Origin of the sequence: Streptomyces sp. CB02366 (assembly GCF_001905905.1) — a bacterium.
Taxonomy (GTDB): domain Bacteria; phylum Actinomycetota; class Actinomycetes; order Streptomycetales; family Streptomycetaceae; genus Streptomyces.
On record NZ_LIVT01000006.1, the window covers coordinates 25,650 to 42,598 of the forward strand.

Annotated in this window: 19 protein-coding genes; 15 read left to right on the forward strand and 4 right to left on the reverse strand. The window is 74.4% G+C overall.

Annotated elements, in window-relative coordinates; translation table 11 throughout:
• The first annotated feature begins 117 nt into the window (after positions 1-117).
• The 5 genes from AMK24_RS19150 to AMK24_RS19170 all read left to right on the forward strand — a co-directional run bounded on the left by AMK24_RS19150 (position 118) and on the right by AMK24_RS19170 (position 5,283).
• Complete coding sequence (locus AMK24_RS19150; protein ID WP_073770011.1) at positions 118-963, forward strand: inositol monophosphatase family protein; 846 nt, start codon at positions 118-120, stop codon at positions 961-963.
• A gap of 128 nt (positions 964-1,091) precedes the next feature.
• A complete protein-coding gene (locus AMK24_RS19155) occupies positions 1,092-2,510 on the forward strand; it encodes a phytoene desaturase family protein (protein ID WP_073770012.1) in 1,419 nt (472 codons plus the stop codon).
• A 121-nt stretch (positions 2,511-2,631) separates the two neighbouring features.
• On the forward strand, positions 2,632-3,165 hold the full coding sequence (locus AMK24_RS19160) for an O-acetyl-ADP-ribose deacetylase (RefSeq protein ID WP_073770013.1): 534 nt from the start codon (positions 2,632-2,634) through the stop codon (positions 3,163-3,165).
• 124 nt (positions 3,166-3,289) lie between these two features.
• On the forward strand, positions 3,290-4,762 hold the full coding sequence (locus AMK24_RS19165) for an AlkA N-terminal domain-containing protein (RefSeq protein WP_073770014.1): 1,473 nt from the start codon (positions 3,290-3,292) through the stop codon (positions 4,760-4,762).
• An 11-nt stretch (positions 4,763-4,773) separates the two neighbouring features.
• Positions 4,774-5,283, forward strand: coding sequence for a methylated-DNA--[protein]-cysteine S-methyltransferase (locus AMK24_RS19170; protein ID WP_073770015.1), 510 nt, complete (start codon positions 4,774-4,776; stop codon positions 5,281-5,283).
• 141 nt (positions 5,284-5,424) lie between these two features.
• Here the strand turns inward: AMK24_RS19170 and AMK24_RS19175 are convergent, their stop codons facing one another.
• Positions 5,425-6,009 carry a TMEM165/GDT1 family protein gene (locus AMK24_RS19175; protein WP_073770016.1) on the reverse strand — a complete coding sequence of 195 codons (585 nt, stop codon included), beginning with the start codon at positions 6,007-6,009 and terminating at the stop codon, positions 5,425-5,427.
• A gap of 363 nt (positions 6,010-6,372) precedes the next feature.
• On the opposite strand from AMK24_RS19175, the gene AMK24_RS19180 reads away from it, so the two are divergent.
• The 3 genes from AMK24_RS19180 to AMK24_RS19190 all read left to right on the forward strand — a co-directional run bounded on the left by AMK24_RS19180 (position 6,373) and on the right by AMK24_RS19190 (position 7,800).
• A complete protein-coding gene (locus tag AMK24_RS19180; RefSeq protein ID WP_073770017.1) occupies positions 6,373-6,777 on the forward strand; it encodes a (2Fe-2S) ferredoxin domain-containing protein in 405 nt (134 codons plus the stop codon).
• Positions 6,778-6,894: 117 nt separating this feature from the next.
• Positions 6,895-7,272 carry a nuclear transport factor 2 family protein gene (locus AMK24_RS19185; RefSeq protein WP_073770018.1) on the forward strand — a complete coding sequence of 126 codons (378 nt, stop codon included), beginning with the start codon at positions 6,895-6,897 and terminating at the stop codon, positions 7,270-7,272.
• A 327-nt stretch (positions 7,273-7,599) separates the two neighbouring features.
• Positions 7,600-7,800, forward strand: a complete 201-nt coding sequence (locus AMK24_RS19190) for a type II toxin-antitoxin system VapB family antitoxin (protein ID WP_073770019.1) — start codon at positions 7,600-7,602, stop codon at positions 7,798-7,800.
• Positions 7,801-7,908: 108 nt separating this feature from the next.
• Here AMK24_RS19190 and AMK24_RS19195 read toward each other — a convergent pair whose 3' ends face one another.
• Positions 7,909-8,406 carry an NUDIX domain-containing protein gene (locus AMK24_RS19195; protein ID WP_073770020.1) on the reverse strand — a complete coding sequence of 166 codons (498 nt, stop codon included), beginning with the start codon at positions 8,404-8,406 and terminating at the stop codon, positions 7,909-7,911.
• 196 nt (positions 8,407-8,602) lie between these two features.
• Here AMK24_RS19195 and AMK24_RS19200 point away from each other — a divergent pair, with 196 nt between their 5' ends.
• Positions 8,603-9,721 (forward strand): glycerate kinase, encoded by a 1,119-nt coding sequence (locus AMK24_RS19200; protein WP_073770021.1) that lies wholly within the window; start codon positions 8,603-8,605, stop codon positions 9,719-9,721.
• Between the two features lie 116 nt (positions 9,722-9,837).
• On the opposite strand, the gene AMK24_RS34245 is transcribed toward AMK24_RS19200, so the two are convergent.
• Positions 9,838-9,993, reverse strand: a complete 156-nt coding sequence (locus AMK24_RS34245; RefSeq protein WP_199876457.1) for a DUF6131 family protein — start codon at positions 9,991-9,993, stop codon at positions 9,838-9,840.
• 229 nt (positions 9,994-10,222) lie between these two features.
• On the opposite strand from AMK24_RS34245, the gene AMK24_RS19205 reads away from it, so the two are divergent.
• Positions 10,223-10,672, forward strand: a complete 450-nt coding sequence (locus AMK24_RS19205; protein WP_073770022.1) for an SRPBCC family protein — start codon at positions 10,223-10,225, stop codon at positions 10,670-10,672.
• A gap of 134 nt (positions 10,673-10,806) precedes the next feature.
• On the opposite strand, the gene AMK24_RS35200 is transcribed toward AMK24_RS19205, so the two are convergent.
• Positions 10,807-11,544, reverse strand: a complete 738-nt coding sequence (locus AMK24_RS35200; protein WP_073770023.1) for a PucR family transcriptional regulator — start codon at positions 11,542-11,544, stop codon at positions 10,807-10,809.
• A 279-nt stretch (positions 11,545-11,823) separates the two neighbouring features.
• Between AMK24_RS35200 and AMK24_RS19215 the strand changes: the two genes are divergently transcribed.
• Genes AMK24_RS19215 through AMK24_RS19235 form a run of 5 tightly spaced genes read left to right on the forward strand, consistent with a single transcriptional unit; the run spans position 11,824 to position 16,780 of the window.
• Positions 11,824-12,660, forward strand: coding sequence for an ABC transporter ATP-binding protein (locus AMK24_RS19215; RefSeq protein ID WP_073770024.1), 837 nt, complete (start codon positions 11,824-11,826; stop codon positions 12,658-12,660).
• A complete protein-coding gene (locus AMK24_RS19220) occupies positions 12,648-13,457 on the forward strand; it encodes an ABC transporter ATP-binding protein (RefSeq protein ID WP_073770324.1) in 810 nt (269 codons plus the stop codon). The genes AMK24_RS19215 and AMK24_RS19220 overlap by 13 nt, the downstream gene beginning before the upstream one ends.
• The gene (locus AMK24_RS19225) at positions 13,454-14,344 is read left to right on the forward strand and encodes a branched-chain amino acid ABC transporter permease (protein WP_073770025.1); all 891 of its coding nucleotides are present in this window, start codon (positions 13,454-13,456) and stop codon (positions 14,342-14,344) included. Before AMK24_RS19220 ends, AMK24_RS19225 begins: the two co-directional genes overlap by 4 nt.
• The gene (locus tag AMK24_RS19230; protein WP_073770026.1) at positions 14,337-15,530 is read left to right on the forward strand and encodes a branched-chain amino acid ABC transporter permease; all 1,194 of its coding nucleotides are present in this window, start codon (positions 14,337-14,339) and stop codon (positions 15,528-15,530) included. The genes AMK24_RS19225 and AMK24_RS19230 overlap by 8 nt, the downstream gene beginning before the upstream one ends.
• Complete coding sequence (locus AMK24_RS19235; RefSeq protein WP_073770027.1) at positions 15,527-16,780, forward strand: ABC transporter substrate-binding protein; 1,254 nt, start codon at positions 15,527-15,529, stop codon at positions 16,778-16,780. Before AMK24_RS19230 ends, AMK24_RS19235 begins: the two co-directional genes overlap by 4 nt.
• Positions 16,781-16,949: the final 169 nt, after the last annotated feature.

Here is a 16,949-nt window from a genome sequence, read left to right on the forward strand (position 1 = left end):
CGCGTCCTTTGTTCATCGTTGCACTTTGCGAGCACTGTCCGGCATCCGGCCCTGCGCCGGGGATGTCCCCATTCACCCGAGGGGTGAGGGCTCGTACCGCCGTGATTGGCTGGACCCATGATCGATGACTTCCTGTACGGGACCGCCGGACACCCCGGGCCGCTCGCCGACGTCGAGGCGGCCGTGCGCGCCGCCGCGGCGGCGGAGATCGTGCCCCGCCACCGGAAGCTCGCCGCCCACGAGATCCTCGAGAAGAGCGGCCCGCACGACCTGGTCACCGCCGCCGACCGGTTGGCCGAGGAACACCTCACCGCGGCCCTCACCGCACTGCTGCCCGGCTCGGTCGTCGTCGGCGAGGAGTCCGTCCACGCCGATCCGGCGGTCTACGACGCCCTCGGCGGCGACGCCCCGGTCTGGATCGTGGACCCGGTCGACGGCACCCGCCAGTTCGTCCGGGGCGAGGACGGCTTCTGCACCCTCGTCGCCCTCGCCCGGCACGGCGAGGTCCACGCCTCCTGGACCTACGCACCGGCCCTGGACGAGATGGCCGTCGCCGTGCGCGGCCGGGGCGCCACGCTCAACGGCGCGCCGATACGGTCCGGGTCGCCCGCCCCCGGAGCCGTCCTGGAGGTGGCGATGTCGCACCCCGACCACACCACCGACGCGCAGAAGCGGGCCCTGCTCGGCCTGTGCACGGAGGGCATCGCGGCCCGCCCCTGCGGATCGGCGGGGCTGGAGTACCTGGCGGTGGCCCGCGGCGACCTGGACGCCGTCGCCTTCAACTGGGAGTACGCGTGGGACCACGCGGCCGGCCTCCTCCTGGTCACCGAGGCGGGCGGCGCCCAGTCCACCCTCTCCGGCGCCCCGTTCCGGATCGCGGGCGGCAACGACCTGCCGTTCACGGCCGCCCGCGACGAGGCCACCGCCCGGCGCGTCCTGGCCGCCCTGCGCTCGGGCGCCTGACCCGGGGACCCGGCTCGACCGGGCCGGCGCGCCGGTCCGGTCGCCCCCCCCGGGGATCCCCGCGTCCGTACGGCAGGCGCGCCCGAATATCCTGGGTGCCCGCCCGCCGGCCGACGAAGGAGTCCCAGGTGACCTCGATGCTCGATGCGGTGGTCGTGGGGGCCGGGCCCAACGGGCTGACCGCCGCCGCCGAACTGGCCCGCCGGGGCCTCGCCGTGGAGGTCCACGAGACGCACGGCACCGTCGGCGGAGGGGCCCGTACGGAGGAGCTGACGCTGCCGGGGTTCCGGCACGACCCCTGCTCCGCCGTACACCCCCTCGGCATCGGCTCGCCCGCGTTCCGGGCGATGCCCCTGGAGCGGCACGGACTCCAATGGCTGCTCCCCGAGGTCGACCTCGCCCACCCCTTCCCGGACGGGACGGCCGCGACGCTCACCCGCTCCGTCGGGGAGAGCGCCATGTCGCTGGGGGCGGCCGACGCCGGCGCCTACCGCCGCCTCGTGGCCCCCTTCCTCGGCCACTGGGACACCCTGGCCGCCGACTTCCTGCGCACCCCCTGGGACGGTCTGCCCCGCGATCCGTACCGGCTGGCCCGCTTCGGGCTCCTCGGCCTCCAGCCCGCCACCTGGGTCGCCCGACGCTTCCGGGGCGCGAAGGCCCGCGGCCTCTTCGCCGGGCTCGCCGCCCACGCCATAGCGCCCACCAGCGGCTTCGCCACCTCGGCCATCGCCCTCGTCTTCGCGCTCGCCGCCCACGAGAACGGCTGGCCGGTGCCGCGCGGCGGCTCCCAGGCCATCTCGGACGCCCTCGCCTCCCTGCTCCGCGAACACGGGGGCACGATCCGCACCGGCAGCGAGGTCAAGCGACTGGACGAACTCCCTCCCGCCCGCGCCTACATCTTCGACACCTCGCCCTCGGCCCTCGCCCGCATCGCCGGACTCGGCAGCGCCTACCGCGGCTACCGCTACGGCGCCTCCGCCTTCAAGATCGACTACGCGCTCTCCGGCCCCGTCCCCTGGACGGCGGAGGCGGCGCGCCGGGCCGGCACCGTCCACATCGGGCCCACCGCCGGAGCCATCGACGCCGCCCTGCGCGCCGCCGTCGAGGGCCGCGACCCCGACAAGCCCTTCCTCATCACCGCCCAGCCCAGCCTGACCGACCCCACCCGCGCCCCCGAGGGGCGACACGTCTTCTGGGTGTACGGACACGTCCCGGCGGGCTGGGAGGGCGACGCCACCGAGGTCATCGAACGCCGACTGGAGCGCTTCGCGCCCGGGTTCCGCGACCTCGTGCTGGCCCGCGCGCTCGCCGGACCGCCCCGGCTCGCGGCGCGCAACGCCAACTACGTCGGCGGCGACATCGCGTGCGGGGCCTTCGCCGGGCTGCAGACCCTGATCCGCCCGAAGCTCGCCCGCGTCCCGTACGCCACCGCGCATCCCGCGGTGTTCCTCTGCTCCTCGGCCACCCCGCCCGGACCCGGGGTGCACGGCATGTCCGGCCACCACGCCGCCAAGGCCGTATGGCGACGCCTGCGGGCCGCCTCCTGAGCGCCCGCCGCACGGCCCCGAGCGCCCGGAGCCCCGGCGCCCGGTTGCGTCGTCCCGGCAGATCACCGCGGCGGTCCGGAGCGCGGTGACGCGGAACGACGGCGCGCGGCATGATGTCCGCATGAGCACCTCCGTCTCCCCCGTCGTACGCCTGGTCCGCGGCGACATCACCGACCAGTCCGTCGACGTCATCGTCAACGCGGCGAACTCCTCGCTGCTCGGCGGCGGCGGCGTCGACGGCGCCATCCACCGGCGCGGCGGCCCCGACATCCTCGCCGCCTGCCGCGAACTGCGCGCCTCCCGGTACGGCAAGGGCCTGCCCACCGGGCAGGCCGTCGCCACCACCGCCGGACGCCTCGGAGCGCGGTGGATCGTGCACACGGTCGGCCCGGTCTTCTCCGGCGCCCAGGACCGCTCCGCCCTGCTCGCCTCCTGCTACCGCGAATCCCTGCGCCTGGCCGCCGAGTTGGGGGCCAGGACCATCGCGTTCCCGGCGATCTCCACCGGCATCTACGGCTGGCCGATGGACGACGGGGCACGGATCGCGGTGCGCACGGTGCTGGCGGAGACGGTGGCGCCGGTCGAGGAGGTGCGCTTCGTGCTCTTCGACGCGCACGCGTACGTGGAGTTCGAGGAAGTCCTCGCGATGCGCTGAGACCGTGCGAGGCCGGCGGCTCCCCCCCGGCCGTCACGCGGCGGCGCGCCGACCGCCGTGCGCGCCGACCGCCGTGTCGGATTTCCGCCAGCCACGCCCCTGACCGGTGAACCATCCTGGAGTCATGCACACCGACACCGAGCGCTGCGTGCGGGCCGTCCAGTCCAAGGACGCCCGCTTCGACGGCTGGTTCTTCACGGCGGTCCTCACCACCCGGATCTACTGCCGCCCCAGCTGCCCCGTCGTGCCGCCCAAGGTCCGCAACATGGCCTTCTACCCGAGCGCCGCCGCCTGCCAGCAGGCCGGGTTCCGGGCCTGCAAACGGTGCCGCCCCGACACCAGCCCCGGGTCTCCCGAGTGGAACACCCGCGCCGACTCGGTCGCCCGTGCCATGCGCCTCATCCGGGACGGGGTCGTCGACCGCGAGGGCGTGAGCGGCCTCGCCGCCCGGCTCGGATACTCCGCCCGCCAGATCGAACGCCAGCTCCTGGCCGAGCTGGGCGCGGGCCCGCTGGCCCTGGCCCGCGCCCAGCGGGCGCAGACCGCCCGCCTCCTCGTCGAGACGACCGCACTGCCCATGGCCCAGGTGGCGTTCGCCGCCGGGTTCTCCTCCATCCGCACCTTCAACGAGACGGTCCGCGAGGTCTTCGGCCAGGCCCCCGGCGAGCTGCGCACCCGGGCTGCCCGGGGCCCCCGCGCCCCCGCCGCGCCGGGCGTCATCGCGCTCCGCCTCCCGTACCGGACCCCGCTCAACCCCAGCAACCTCTTCGGCCACCTCGCCGCGACCGCCGTCCCCGGAGTCGAGGAGTGGCGGGACGGCGCGTACCGGCGCACCCTCGCCCTCCCCTACGGGCACGGCGTCGTCGCCCTCGCGCCGGAATCCGACCACATCGCCTGCCGGCTCTCCCTCACCGACCTCCGCGACCTCACCCGGGCCATCAGCGGCTGCCGCCGACTGCTCGACCTGGACGCGGACCCGGTGGCCGTGGACGCGCACCTGCGCACCGACCCGCTGCTCGCCCCGCTGGTCGAGGCGGGGCCCGGCCGCCGGGTGCCGCGCACCGTGGACGAAGCGGAGTTCGCCGTACGCGCGGTGCTCGGCCAGCAGGTCTCGACCGCCGCCGCCCGCACCCACGCCGCCCGGCTGGTCACCGCCCACGGCGTCCCCGTCGACGACCCCGAGGGCGGGCTCACGCACCTCTTCCCGACGCCCGAAGCGCTGACGGGCCTGGACCCGGAGGCGCTGGCGCTGCCGCGCACCCGCCGCACCACGCTCACCACCCTCCTCGCCGCGCTCGCGGAGGGCCGGCTGCGGCTCGGCGCCGACGCCGACCGGGACGAGGCCCGCGCCGCCCTGTCCGCACTGCCCGGCTTCGGCCCCTGGACGGTCGAGTCCATCGCCATGCGGGCCCTCGGGGACCCCGACGCCTTCCTCCCCACCGACCTCGGCATCCGGCGGGCGGCCGAACGGCTCGGCCTGCCGGCCACCCCCGCCGCCCTCACCGCACGGGCCGCCGCCTGGCGCCCCTGGCGGGCGTACGCCGTGCAGTACCTCTGGACGGTGGACGACCACCCCGTCAACCACCTGCCCGCCTGAAGGAGACCCCCATGACCACGACCAAGCAGCACACCGTCGTCGACAGCCCCTACGGGCCGCTGACGCTCGTCGCCACCGACGGCGTCCTGTCGGCCCTCTACATGTCCGACCAGCGCCACCGGCCGGCCCAGGAGACCTTCGGCGTCCCGGACCCGGCGCCCTTCGGCGAGGCGGTCCGGCAGCTCGGCGAGTACTTCGCCGGGGACCGCACGGCCTTCGACCTTCCGCTGAGCCTGGCGGGCACACCGTTCCAGCGGAGCGTCTGGGCGGCGCTGGTCGAGATCCCGTACGGCGAGACGCGTACGTACGGCGAACTGGCCGCGGAGCTCGGCAGACCGGGCGCGTCCCGGGCGGTCGGCCTGGCCAACGGAAAGAACCCGGTCGGGATCATCGTCCCCTGCCACCGGGTGATCGGGGCCTCCGGCAGCCTCACCGGCTACGGCGGCGGCCTGGACCGCAAGCAGCGGCTGCTCGCGTTCGAGAGCGCCGGAACGCGGGGCGGACCCCAGCTCCTCTTCTGAACCGGGCACGTGCCGGGGGCCGGGGGAGTGCCCGGCACCGCTACGCCCCCGGCCCCGCCCCGGGGAGCGCCGGCTCCGGTACACCCCCGGCCCGCGAGGGGGAGCGCCCGGCCGGTGCGCCCCCCGGCGCGGAACCGCACATCAACCGGTGAAGATCTCCACGGCCGTCCAAAGGGCGAGGGCCAGCATGCAGAGCCCGCCGATGCGCTGCACGGTCTTCAGCGGTACGCGCTTGGCGATGAACTTCCCCGCCAGCAGCGCCAGCGCGGAGACGGACATCAGGGCCGCGGCCGAACCGATCGCCGTGGACCACGCCCCGTTGCTCGCCGCCAGGTTGGCCGTGGTGATCTGCGTCAGATCGCCCCACTCGCTGATGAAGACCGCCATGAACGCGGTCGAGTAGACCGGCCAGAAACCGGTCACGGTCTTCACCTCGGTCTCCTCGTCGTCGTCCCCGCCGCTGCCGCGCAGCAGGAGGAACGCGCCGAGCGCGAAGAGCGAGGCGGAGACCAGCTTGACGATCCAGTCGGGCAGCAGCCCGAGGAGGCCGCCCGCGCCCACGGCGATGGCGACGTGCACGATGAACGCGGACGACGTGCCGAACCACACGTAGAGCGGGCGCATCCGCGTGCCCATGGCCAGCGAAGCGAACATCGTCTTGTCGGGGAGCTCCGCGAGGAAGATCAGCCCGAAGGCGGTGATGATCGCCAGGGGATCGAGGTGCATTCCGGTCGGCTTTCTGTGCGAGCCGGGCCCCGGATCTTCGCGAAGCGCCGCTCGGGCTTTTCGGAGGACCACTCGGCCCGGCATGACGGCGGCGCCCACGGGGCGTGGACGTGTCATACAGGACCGAAGGTCTCGCCCGCCCGTGAAGCCTTCTCAGCATCCACGAGCCCGGCCACCGGGAACCCGAGGGCTCCAGTGTGTCGACGACCGGTTTGCGGGGCTACTCCCCTTCGCAGCCGTCAACGATACCCCAACCGGTTGGGCGAGGGCGCTGGTGTTCGAACCGCGGACGCCTCGGTAGAGTCGTGGTGATCACCCGCACCCCGGTGGTCCCCTCACCCCACCGCGACGGGAAGTGCCCCGATGAGCCGCCGCAGCCGCAAGGACGTGCCCGCCCCGGGCGCCGGCCGCCCCACCGTCAGCGTCTGCCGAGGCTGCTGCTGCGGTACCGGGAAGATCCCGGGCGTCGACCACGCGGCCCAGCTGGCCCGGCTCCGCTCGGACCTGGAGGGCGCGGCCACCGTACGGGCGGTCGAGTGCCTGGACGCGTGCGAGCAGGGCAACGTGATCGTCGTGCAGCCCTCCGCCGAGGGGCGCCGGGCCGGCGGGCGGCCGGTCTGGCTCGGCCTGGTCAACGACGAGCACGCCGAACAGGACATCGTGACCTGGGCGGCGGCCGGCGGCCCGGGCCTCGCGGACGCCCCGGACATCCTCGACCTGTACGTCTTCAAGCCCTCGCGCAGGGTCGCGGCGGGCCTGGACGGCTGAGGGCCCGACCCGCCCCCGCGCCCCTCCCAGGCCCGCACCGGCCGGCCGCCGGGACGGGGCGCGGACGATGCCCGCAAGGACGCGTGTGTCCTTGCGGGCGGCTGGTACTACTGGGGTATGCAAGAAGAGACCGCGCAGTCCGCGATCGACACGTTCCTCTCCGCGTTCAACGCCTTGGACGACCACTATGTGGCCGAACTGCTCTCCCAGGCCCTGACCTCGGACGTGGTCTTCTGGGGACCGTTGGGCCGCAGCGAGGGAATCGCGGCGGTCGAGCAGTTCGTCCGGGAGATCCGGCGCCACCCGGCGGGGACCGGGACGATGGTGCGCTGCTCGGCGGTGGACATGCCGGACGAGTGGGCCCGGTACCGGTGGGCCTTCACCACCCCGGGCGGCGGCCCCCGCCTGGCGGGGACGGACGTCGTCCACTTCCGGCGCGGCCTCATCGACCAGGTCATCGTCTTCGCCGGGGAGATCGAGCCGTCGGCCCCCTGACCGGCCGTTTCAGGCGCCCGTCCGGCCGGTACGCGGGGCCCGGCCGCGTCTCCCCGCGCCCGGGGGGCTGGTGCGAGGAGGGCGAGCCGCCTCCCTCGGGCCGAACCTGCCGTCGATGATCCGTGCCACGAGAAGCCTTCCCCCGGGGCGGCACACAGCCCCTGGACCCGGGGGGCGTGACGCCTGCGCCACACGGCGGACCGGACCCCTGGGCCGGTGGGCCGGAGGAGGCTCGGCCGTCCGCCGCGGCTCCCGAACGACCCGGTCGGGAGGGGTTCTTCGGGACATCGGGCCCTGAGGGGGAACGCGCCGGGGTAGGGTCCGCACATGGCCAAGGTGACCGTCAGTCTGGATGCCGAACTCGTCGTGGAAGTCATGGTGCTCGCGGGGGTGGGAAGCCCCCAGGACGCCGTCGAACTCGTGGTCCGCGACTACATCGCGCGCGGCCACCGCACCGAAGCGCTCGTCGCCGAGCACGAGGCGACGGCCCGCGACGTGGAGATCAAGCCGGAGGCCCAGCAGGGCTGACCGGCCGGGCGGACCGGCCGGGCGGACCGGCCACGCGCGGGAAGGCGCGTCGGGGCGCCCTTCCCGTCGTCGGCGGTCAGCGGACCGTCCCGGGGAGGGAAGGCGCTTCTACCCGACCCGTTCGCCGTTCTCCAGTTCCGCCGTCCCGTCGCCGGACGCCAGGACCTCCAGCGCCGCGCGTACCCGGCCGCCGAGCGCGCCCGGCAGGTAACCGTCCAGTTCGGCGGGGGCCACCAGCCGCCAGGAGAGCAACTCCTCCTCCTGGATCCGGATCTGCGCCAACTGCTCGGGGGCGAGCACCCCGCCGTCGTACAGGTACGCCACGATCGGGGGGCGGCCGTTGCCCGGCGCCCAGTCCACGACGAGCAATCGCCCCGGCGCGACGTCGAGTCCGATCTCCTCCGCCGTCTCGCGCCGGGCGCCCCGGCGGGGGCTCTCGCCCGCGTCCGACTCGACGGTTCCGCCGGGCAGCGCCCAGCCCTCGCGGTAGTTCGGCTCGACGAGGAGGACCCGCCCCTCGGCGTCCCGGAAGAGCGAGGCGGCGGCCGCCAGGACCCGGGGAAGTCCGGCGATGTACGTGGCGTAGTCGGCATGGGGAGTCGTCACGGCCGCCAGCCTAGGGCCTGTCGTCACCCTGCCGCGTCGCCCGGCAGCCGGCGGTGTGACGACAGGCCCCGGGGCGCGGGTGCCGATCGCACCGCCGGGGACGGCCATGGGCAGACAGGGGGTCGTGCGGATAGGGTCGGGGCGGCGCGACTGCCTGTTCGAAAGCAAGGGATGCAAGGTGACGGACGGAGCAGATGTGGAGACCGCGCGCGTGCTCGTCGCGGCGGACAAGTTCAAGGGCTCGCTCACGGCCGTACAGGTCGCGGAGCGGGTGACGGCCGGGCTGCGGCGCGTCGTCCCCGGCCTGGCGGTGGAGACCCTGCCGGTCGCGGACGGCGGCGACGGCACGGTCGCCGCGGCCGTGGCCGCCGGGTTCGAACGCCGCGAGGCGCGGGTGACCGGCCCGCTCGGAGACCCGGTGACGGCGGCGTACGCGTTGCGCGGGTCCACCGCCGTGGTGGAGATGGCGGAGGCGTCGGGCCTCCAGCACCTGCCCGCGGGGGTGTTCGCCCCGCTCTCGGCCACCACCTACGGCTCGGGCGAGCTGCTGGGGGCCGCCCTGGAGGCGGGGGCGACGACGATCGTGTTCGGGGTCGGCGGCAGCGCCACCACGGACGGCGGCGCGGGCATGCTCGCCGCTCTCGGAGCCCGGTTCCTGGACGCGGACGGCAGCCCCGTCGGACCCGGCGGCGGACCCCTCGCGAAGCTGGCCGAGGCCGACCTGTCCGGGCTCGACCCGCGGCTGAAGGGCGTCGACCTGGTCCTGGCCAGCGATGTGGACAACCCGCTGACCGGCCCCAAGGGCGCCCCCGAGGTGTACGGACGGCAGAAGGGCGCGAGCGAGGAGGACATCGCGGTCCTCGACGCGGCCCTGACCCACTACGCCTCGATCCTGGGCCCCGAGGCGGCGGAACTGCCCGGCGCGGGGGCGGCCGGAGGCATCGGCTACGGGGCGCTCGTCGCCCTCGGCGCCCGCTTCCGCCCCGGCATCGAGGTGATGCTCGACGTGCTGGGCTTCGCCCCCGCGCTCGCCCGCGCCACGCTGGTGATCACGGGTGAGGGCTCGCTCGACGAGCAGACGCTGCACGGCAAGGCCCCGGCAGGGGTCGCCGCCGCCGCCCGGGCGGCCGGGATCGAGACCGTCGCCGTCTGCGGACGGCTCGACCTCTCCGGGGAGGCCCTTCAGCGGGCGGGCATCCGGCGCGCCTACGCCCTGGCCGAGCTGGAGCCCGATCCGGCCGTCTCCATGGCCCAGGCCGGCCCGCTCCTGGAGCGGGCGGCCGAGTCCATCGCCCGGGACTTCCTGCACGGCTGACGCGTCCGGGCCGAGGAGGCCCGGCAGAGGGAGAGGACCCGGCGGACCCCGGGGCCTCTCCCTCTCCCGTGGCCGGGCCGGGCCCCCTTTCCGCGGGGAACGCTCGGGCGGGCCTGCTACCAGTAGTGCCGTCGTCCTCCCACCGCGTGTCCCAGCGCGCCGAGGACCCACAGCACCGCGCCGACGGCCACCAGGATGATCCCGATGGTCCACAGGACGCCGATGCCGGTGATCAGGCCGATGATCAGAAGGATGAGGCCGAGGACGATCATGGTGCCTCCCACCTGGACGCCCCCTGCTACCAGGTTCGCCTCATCGCGCCCGCTCCACAACACGAAGGGACGCGCCGCGCCGCGCCGATCGAGGCCGCCGCGCCGTACCGGCCGAGAACACCGCGCCGTGCCGCGCCGAGAACACCGCGGTCCGCCCGGTGTCGTGCGGGCAGCCCCGGGTATGCGGCAGGGCGTCACCATCCGAACCCGATCACTCCAGGGAGCGAGCATGTCGAAGATCGAGGAGTCCGTCGAGGTCGCCGTTCCGGTGCGCACGGCGTACGACCAGTGGACGCAGTTCGAGGAGTTCCCGCAGTTCATGGACGCGGTGCAGCGCATCGAACAGCGCACGCCCACGCTGACCCACTGGCAGACCAAGGTGGACGGGGTGAGCCGTGAGTTCGACGCTGAGATCACCGAGCAGATCCCCGACGAGCGGGTCGCGTGGGCCACGGTGGGGGGCGAGGTCCGTCAGGCCGGCGTCGTCACCTTCCACCGCCTGGACGACACGCACACCAAGGTGATGCTCCAGCTCGACCACGACCCGCAGGGCATCGCCGACACCGTCGGCGACAAGCTGGGCTTCGTCCGCCGCCAGGCCAAGGACGATCTGAAGAACTTCAAGGAGTTCATCGAGAAGCGCGGCGCCGCGACCGGCGCCTGGCGTGGCACGGCCTGAGACCGGCCTCCTCCTCGCGGTGCGGCGCCTTCTGCGGCGGTGCACCGCGAGGGCCGTGCCGCCCGCCCGCGACGACCGGCCCCGCCCCTCAGGCGTCCAGGCCGCCGAGGAGCCCGGACCGGACGAAACCGCCCTCAGGACGCCCCCGGCGTCAGCCTCAACACCTCCAGCGCCAGCACCAGTTCCACCAGCTCGGGCGGACGCGTCAGCGAGCGCGCGGTCAGCCGCTCCAGCCGCCGCAGCCGGTTGAACACCGTGTTGCGGTGACACCCCAGCCGTACCGCGGCCCGCCCCACCGACCCCCCGCACTCCAACCACGCCTCCACCGCCCCCACCAGCACCGCGCGCTCCGCCGGGCCCCGTTCCAGCAGCGGCCCCAGCACCTCCGCCAGGAGCCGGGCCGCCAGTTCGGGCCGGCTCACCAGCAGGGCCGCCGGCAGCCGCTCGTCGAGCCGTACGACCTTCCGGGCGCCCGGGACGCACGTCAGCAGCGCCGTGCCCGCCAGCCGCCGCGCCGCGCCCAGCTCCGCCGGGGAGCCCACCACCGGGCTCATGCCGCCCGGCCCCGCGCCGCGCTCCGTGAGCCGCGCCACCGCCCCGGCCGGACCCGCTCCGCCCAGCACCACCACCGCGACGTCCTCCTCCTCCGCGCCCGGGGAGCGCTCCGCCCGGCCCCACCACCAGCGCGTCCCGTCCGCGTCCGGGCCCTCCGCCGCCACCGCCTCCGGCACGGGCGCGCCCAGCACCACCACCGCGAACCGCCCCCGCTCCGGCAGGCCGAGGCCGTGCGCAGCGTCCGCCACCACGTCCGGTCGCGCCCCGCCCGCCAGCAGCGGGCCCAGCAGCGCCCCGTACCGCGTCCCCCACCCCATCCGCCGCTCCGTCCCCGGTCCGGGCGCTCCTGACGACCGATGAGGATGCCACCGGCCGCCCGGCTGGGCGCCCGCCCCTACGCGCCTTTGTGCACGTGCACAACGAGGCCCCCCGTTCGCTGGTCGCCCGCATCGAGTCGGTCGCGCGCCGTGGACGGGCGGCCCGCCCGGTGCTGGTCTGTGGCCCCGTCCCCGCACGATCACCACCCCGCGGCGGGGCACGGCGGAGCACGACCGACGAGGTGTGCACGAGACGACATGGCGGAAGGAGGAGCACACATGGCGACGCTGGAGATCCGCGGCCTGTCCGTCGGGTACGGCCCGGTCGGGGCGCTGCGCGACGTCTCCGTCGATGTGCCGGACGGCGGGATCACCGCCGTCCTCGGCGGCAACGGCGCGGGCAAGACCACTCTGCTGCGGGCCGTCTCACGGACCCTCGGCTTCCACCGGGGCACGGGCGCCGGGACCGTCCGGTTCGACGGCCGCCCCCTGGAAGGACTGCGGCCCGCCCAGGTGGTGGCCGCCGGAGTGGTCCAGGTACCGGAGGGCCGGCAGGTCTTCGCCCGGATGACGGTGGCCGACAACCTGCGGGCGGGCGCCCTCGGGGCGCGCGGCGGGCGCGGGGAGACGGGCGCCGCCCTGGCCCGGGTGCACGAACTGTTCCCGGTGCTCGCCGACCGCGCCCACCAGCGGGCCGGGCTGCTGTCCGGCGGCGAGCAGCAGATGCTGGCGATGGGCCGCGCCCTGATGGCGGGGCCCCGGCTGCTGCTGCTGGACGAGCCCTCGCTCGGTCTCGCCCCGCTGATGGCGGCCCGGATCGCGGAGACCGTGCGGGAGATCAACGCGGGCGGCACCTCCGTCATGCTCGTCGAGCAGAACGCGTCGATCGCCCTGCGGCTCGCCTCCACGGCGTACGTCCTCGACGTCGGCGAGGTCGCCCTGTCCGGGCCCGCCGACGAACTCGCCGCCTCCGACGAGGTGCGCCGCCGCTATCTCGGCGTCGTCGACGAGGACGCGGCGGCGGACGCCGAACCGGCCGGCCGGGGCCGGCGCACCCTCAGCAGGTGGAACCCGGCCGATCCGGCCCGGCGGGCCCCGAGCAGGTGGTCCGCGTGACCGCCGCGGCGACCGCCCCCCAGGGTGCCATCGCGGACGCCCTCGCCGTGCGGGACGTCACCGTGCGCTTCGCCGGGCTCACCGCCCTCGACGGCGTCTCCTTCACCGTGGACCCCGGCAGCGTGCACGCCGTCATCGGACCCAACGGCGCGGGCAAGTCCACCTGCTTCAACGTCCTGTCCGGGGTCTACCGCGCCACCTCCGGACAGGTCCGCCTCGGGGACGCCGAACTCACCGGGCTCCCCCCGCACGCCGTCGCGGACCTCGGGGTCGCCCGCACCTTCCAGAACCTGGCGCTGCCCCCGCACGCCACCGTCGCCGACAGCCTCCTGCTGGGCCGCCACCGGCTCACCCGCGCCGGATTCCTCGCCACCGGCCTGCGGCTGCCCTCCGCCGCCCGCGAGGAACGGCGGCACCGGGAGCGGGTCCGTGAGATCGCCGAATTCATCGGCCTCGAAAAGGAGTTGGAGCGCCCGGCGGGATCGCTCCCGTACGGGCAGCAGAAGCTCGTCGAACTCGGCCGCGCCCTGTGCATGGAGCCCAAGGTCCTGCTGCTGGACGAGCCGATCGCCGGGATGACCGCGGACGAGCGCCGCCGCACCGCGGCCGTCGTGGCCGACGTACGCGACAGCCTCGGCATCTCCATCGTGCTGGTCGAGCACGACATGGGGGTGGTGATGCGGCTCGCGGACGCGGTGACCGTACTCGACTTCGGACGCCGGATCGCCGGAGGCGCCCCCGCCGAGGTCCAGAACGATCCGGCAGTCGTCCAGGCCTACTTGGGAGCACCGCAATGACCACCTTCGTCGAACTCCTCCTCGGCGGCCTGTCGATCGGCTCGGTCTACGCCCTCATCGCACTCGGCTTCGTCGTCATCTTCAAGGCCACCGAGGTCGTCAACTTCGCCCATGCCTCCCTGCTGTTGGCGGGTGGTTACGTCACCGCCGTGCTCCACGACGACATCGGGTTCTGGCCCGCGCTGCTCGTCGGGATCGCGGGGGCCGCGGCGGTCGGGGCGGGCATCGAGTTCTTCGTGATGCGCCGCTACCGGGGCAGCGACCACAGCGTCCTGGCCATCGTCACCATCGGCGTCGACATCCTCCTGATCACCGAACTCACCCGCCGGATGGGCACCGACGTGCTCGCCCTGGGGGATCCGTGGGGCAACGAGGTCCTCACCGTCGGCGGCGTCACCCTCGCCCACACCCGGATCGCCGCGTTCCTCGCCGCCGGGCTGCTGATCACGGTGTTCCTGCTCGCCTTCCGCTACACGTCGTGGGGCGTGTCGATGCGGGCCGCCGCCGAGAACCCGCAGACGGCGGCGCTCATGGGCATCAGGCTGGGGCGGGTGTCGCTCGCCGCCTGGGCGGTCGCCGGGGCCCTCGCCGCCGTCGCCGCCCTCTTCCTCACCGTCTTTCCGACCCCGGGTCTCGAACGCGCCACCTCGCTCGCCGCGCTCAAGGCGTTCCCCGCCGCGATCCTCGGCGGACTCGACTCCACCACCGGGGCGCTGGCCGGGGGGCTGATCGTCGGCGTCACCGAGGCGCTCGCCACCGGCTACCAGAGCGACCTCTCCTTCCTCGGCCGGGGCATCGGAGACCTGGCGCCCTACCTGGTGATGGTCGCGGTCCTGCTCATCCGGCCCGCGGGACTCTTCGGCACGAAGGAGCTGGCCCGTGTCTGACGCCACCGCCGAAGCCGCCCCGGCGACCGCCCGCACCGGGGGTTTCACCGACCGGCTGCACAGCCCCCGTATGTACGCCGTTCTCCTCGGCTCCCTCGTGCTCCTGGCCCTCCCGTTCTACGTGGACCGCTTCTGGCTCCAGGCCGGGCTGTTCGCGATGGCGGCGGCGATCGGGGCCATCGGGCTCAACATGCTCACCGGCGCGACCGGGCAGCTCTCCATGGGACACGCGTTCTTCCTCGCCGTCGGCGCGTACGGCTACTGCGTCCTGGCGGGGGAGAGCGGTACCGAGAACGGGCACACGCTGACCGGACTCGGGCTGCCCACCTGGCTCGCCGCGATCCTCGCGGTGCTGCTCGCCGGGGTGGCGGGCGGGATCTTCAGCCCCATCGCCGGACGGCTGCGCGGTGCGTACCTCGGCATCGCGACGCTCGCGCTGATCTTCATCGGGCAGCACGTCCTGTTCAACGCGGGCTCCCTGACCGGCGGTTACAACGGTCGGCCCGTACCACCGCTGTCCGTCTTCGGGTTCACCTTCGACGACGCAGAACTCGTCGTGGCCGCCGTTCCGTTCGGGGCTTCGGAGAAGCTCTGGTACGCGGGCCTGCTCGTGCTCCTGCTGAGCGCGCTGTTCGCCCGGGGTGTGCTGCGGGGCCGTCCCGGACGCGCCATGAACGCCATCCGCGACCACCGGATCGCGGCCGGGGTGATGGGTGTGCCGGTGGCCCGCTACCGGGCGGGCGTCTTCGTCCTATCCTCGATGTACGCGGGCCTGGCGGGCGTCTTGCTGGCCCTGGTCTTCCAGCGGACCGTGCCCGAGTACTTCGGCATGATCCTGTCCCTCGAATACCTCGCCATGATCGTCATCGGCGGGCTCGGCAGCGTCGCCGGAGCCGTGATCGGCGCCGCCTTCGTCTCCCTGCTCCCGCAGGTGTTCACGCACTACAGCGACTCCCTGCCGCTGGTCTCCGCCCCCGGCACGGGCGGGCTGGCGCCAGGTGAGGCGTCCCGCTACCTGTACGGCGCCGCGGTGGTCGCGGTGGTCCTGTTCCTGCCCGGCGGCCTCGCCCGCCTCGGCCTCGGCCGCGCGAAGAAGCCGGCGGTCCCGAAGAAGCCGGCACTTCCGCGGCAACCAGCGCCTCCTGAGCAATCAGCGGCACCGAAGAATCCAGGGGAGAAGTCATGAAACTGAGAGTGCTCACGGCCGTGGTCGCCACCCTCGCCGTCACCCTCGTCGGGTGCAGCGGCAAGACGACCGACGACAAGGCGGACGGGAAGGGCGAGGGCGGGATCAAGACCGGCCCCGGCGTCTCCGCCTCCACGATCTCCCTCGGCGTGCTGACCGACATGACCGGGGTCTACGCCTCGCTGGGCAAGAGCGTCACCCAGGCGCAGCAGCTCTGGGTGAAGCAGACCAACGAGGAGGGCGGCATCTGCGACCGGAAGATCGAGCTGACCGTCCGCGACCACGGTTACGACCCGCAGAAGGCGATCGCCGCGTACACCGAACTGGCCCCGGACGTGGTGGGGTTCGCCCAGTTCATCGGCTCCCCGTTCGTCGCCGCCGTCGAGCAGCGCATCGACGGCCAGGACAAGGGCCTCGTCCTGCCCCAGGCGTGGTCCGCCAACCTGCTCGGCTCCCCGTATATCCGGGTCATCGGCGCCACCTACGACGTCGAGACGATCAACCTGATCGACTACCTCCTCGCGGAGAAGCGGATCGCGAAGGGCGACAAGATCGGCCATGTGTACTTCGAGGGCGACTACGGCGAGAACGCGCTCGCCGGCTCGAAGCACGCGGCGAAGGAGGCCGGGCTCACCGTCGTCGAGCAGAAGATCAAGCCGACCGACAACGACATGACGGCCCAGGTCGCCGCCCTCAAGCAGGCGGGGGTCGAGGCCGTGATCGTCAGCGCCGGCCCCCGCCAGGCGGCCTCGCTCGTCGGCGTCGCCGCGGCCACCGGCTTCGACGTCCCCGTCGTCGGCAACAACTCGGCCTTCGCCCCCCAGCTGTTGAAGACCCAGGCGGGCCCCGCCCTGCTCAAGGACTACTACGTGGCCTCCTCCACCCTGCCCATCGGCGACCCGGGCGACGGGCCCGCCAAGCTGGCCGAGGAGTACGCCGCCCAGTACCCGAAGGACGTGCTCGACAACGGCGTCGTGGCCGGCTACACGGCGGCCTCCCTGTTCGGCGAGGCGCTGTCCAAGGCGTGCGACGACAAGGACCTCACCCGCGAGGGCATCGACAAGGCGCTGCTCACGATCAAGGGGTACGGGACCGAGTTCGGCGTGACGCACGACTTCTCGGACCCGAAGGCCCCGTCCACCCGGGAGAGCGTCATCATGAAGCCGGACGCCGCTGCCGCAGGCGGGCTGAAGGTGGTCCGCCCGGCCGAGGTCGCCGCCGCGGCCGAGTCCTTCACCCCCGGTTCCTGAGCCCCGCGGCCGGAAGCGGCCCGACGGGGCGCACCGTCGTGAGAACGGCCCGGCGGGGAGGCGCACGGACAGAGCAGGACGGTCCGTGCGCCTCCCCGTGCCCGGCCCTCCCCGCCGCGCCTCCCGACGCGCCGGATGCGCCTCCGTTCCGCGACAGGCTCTAGGGCGG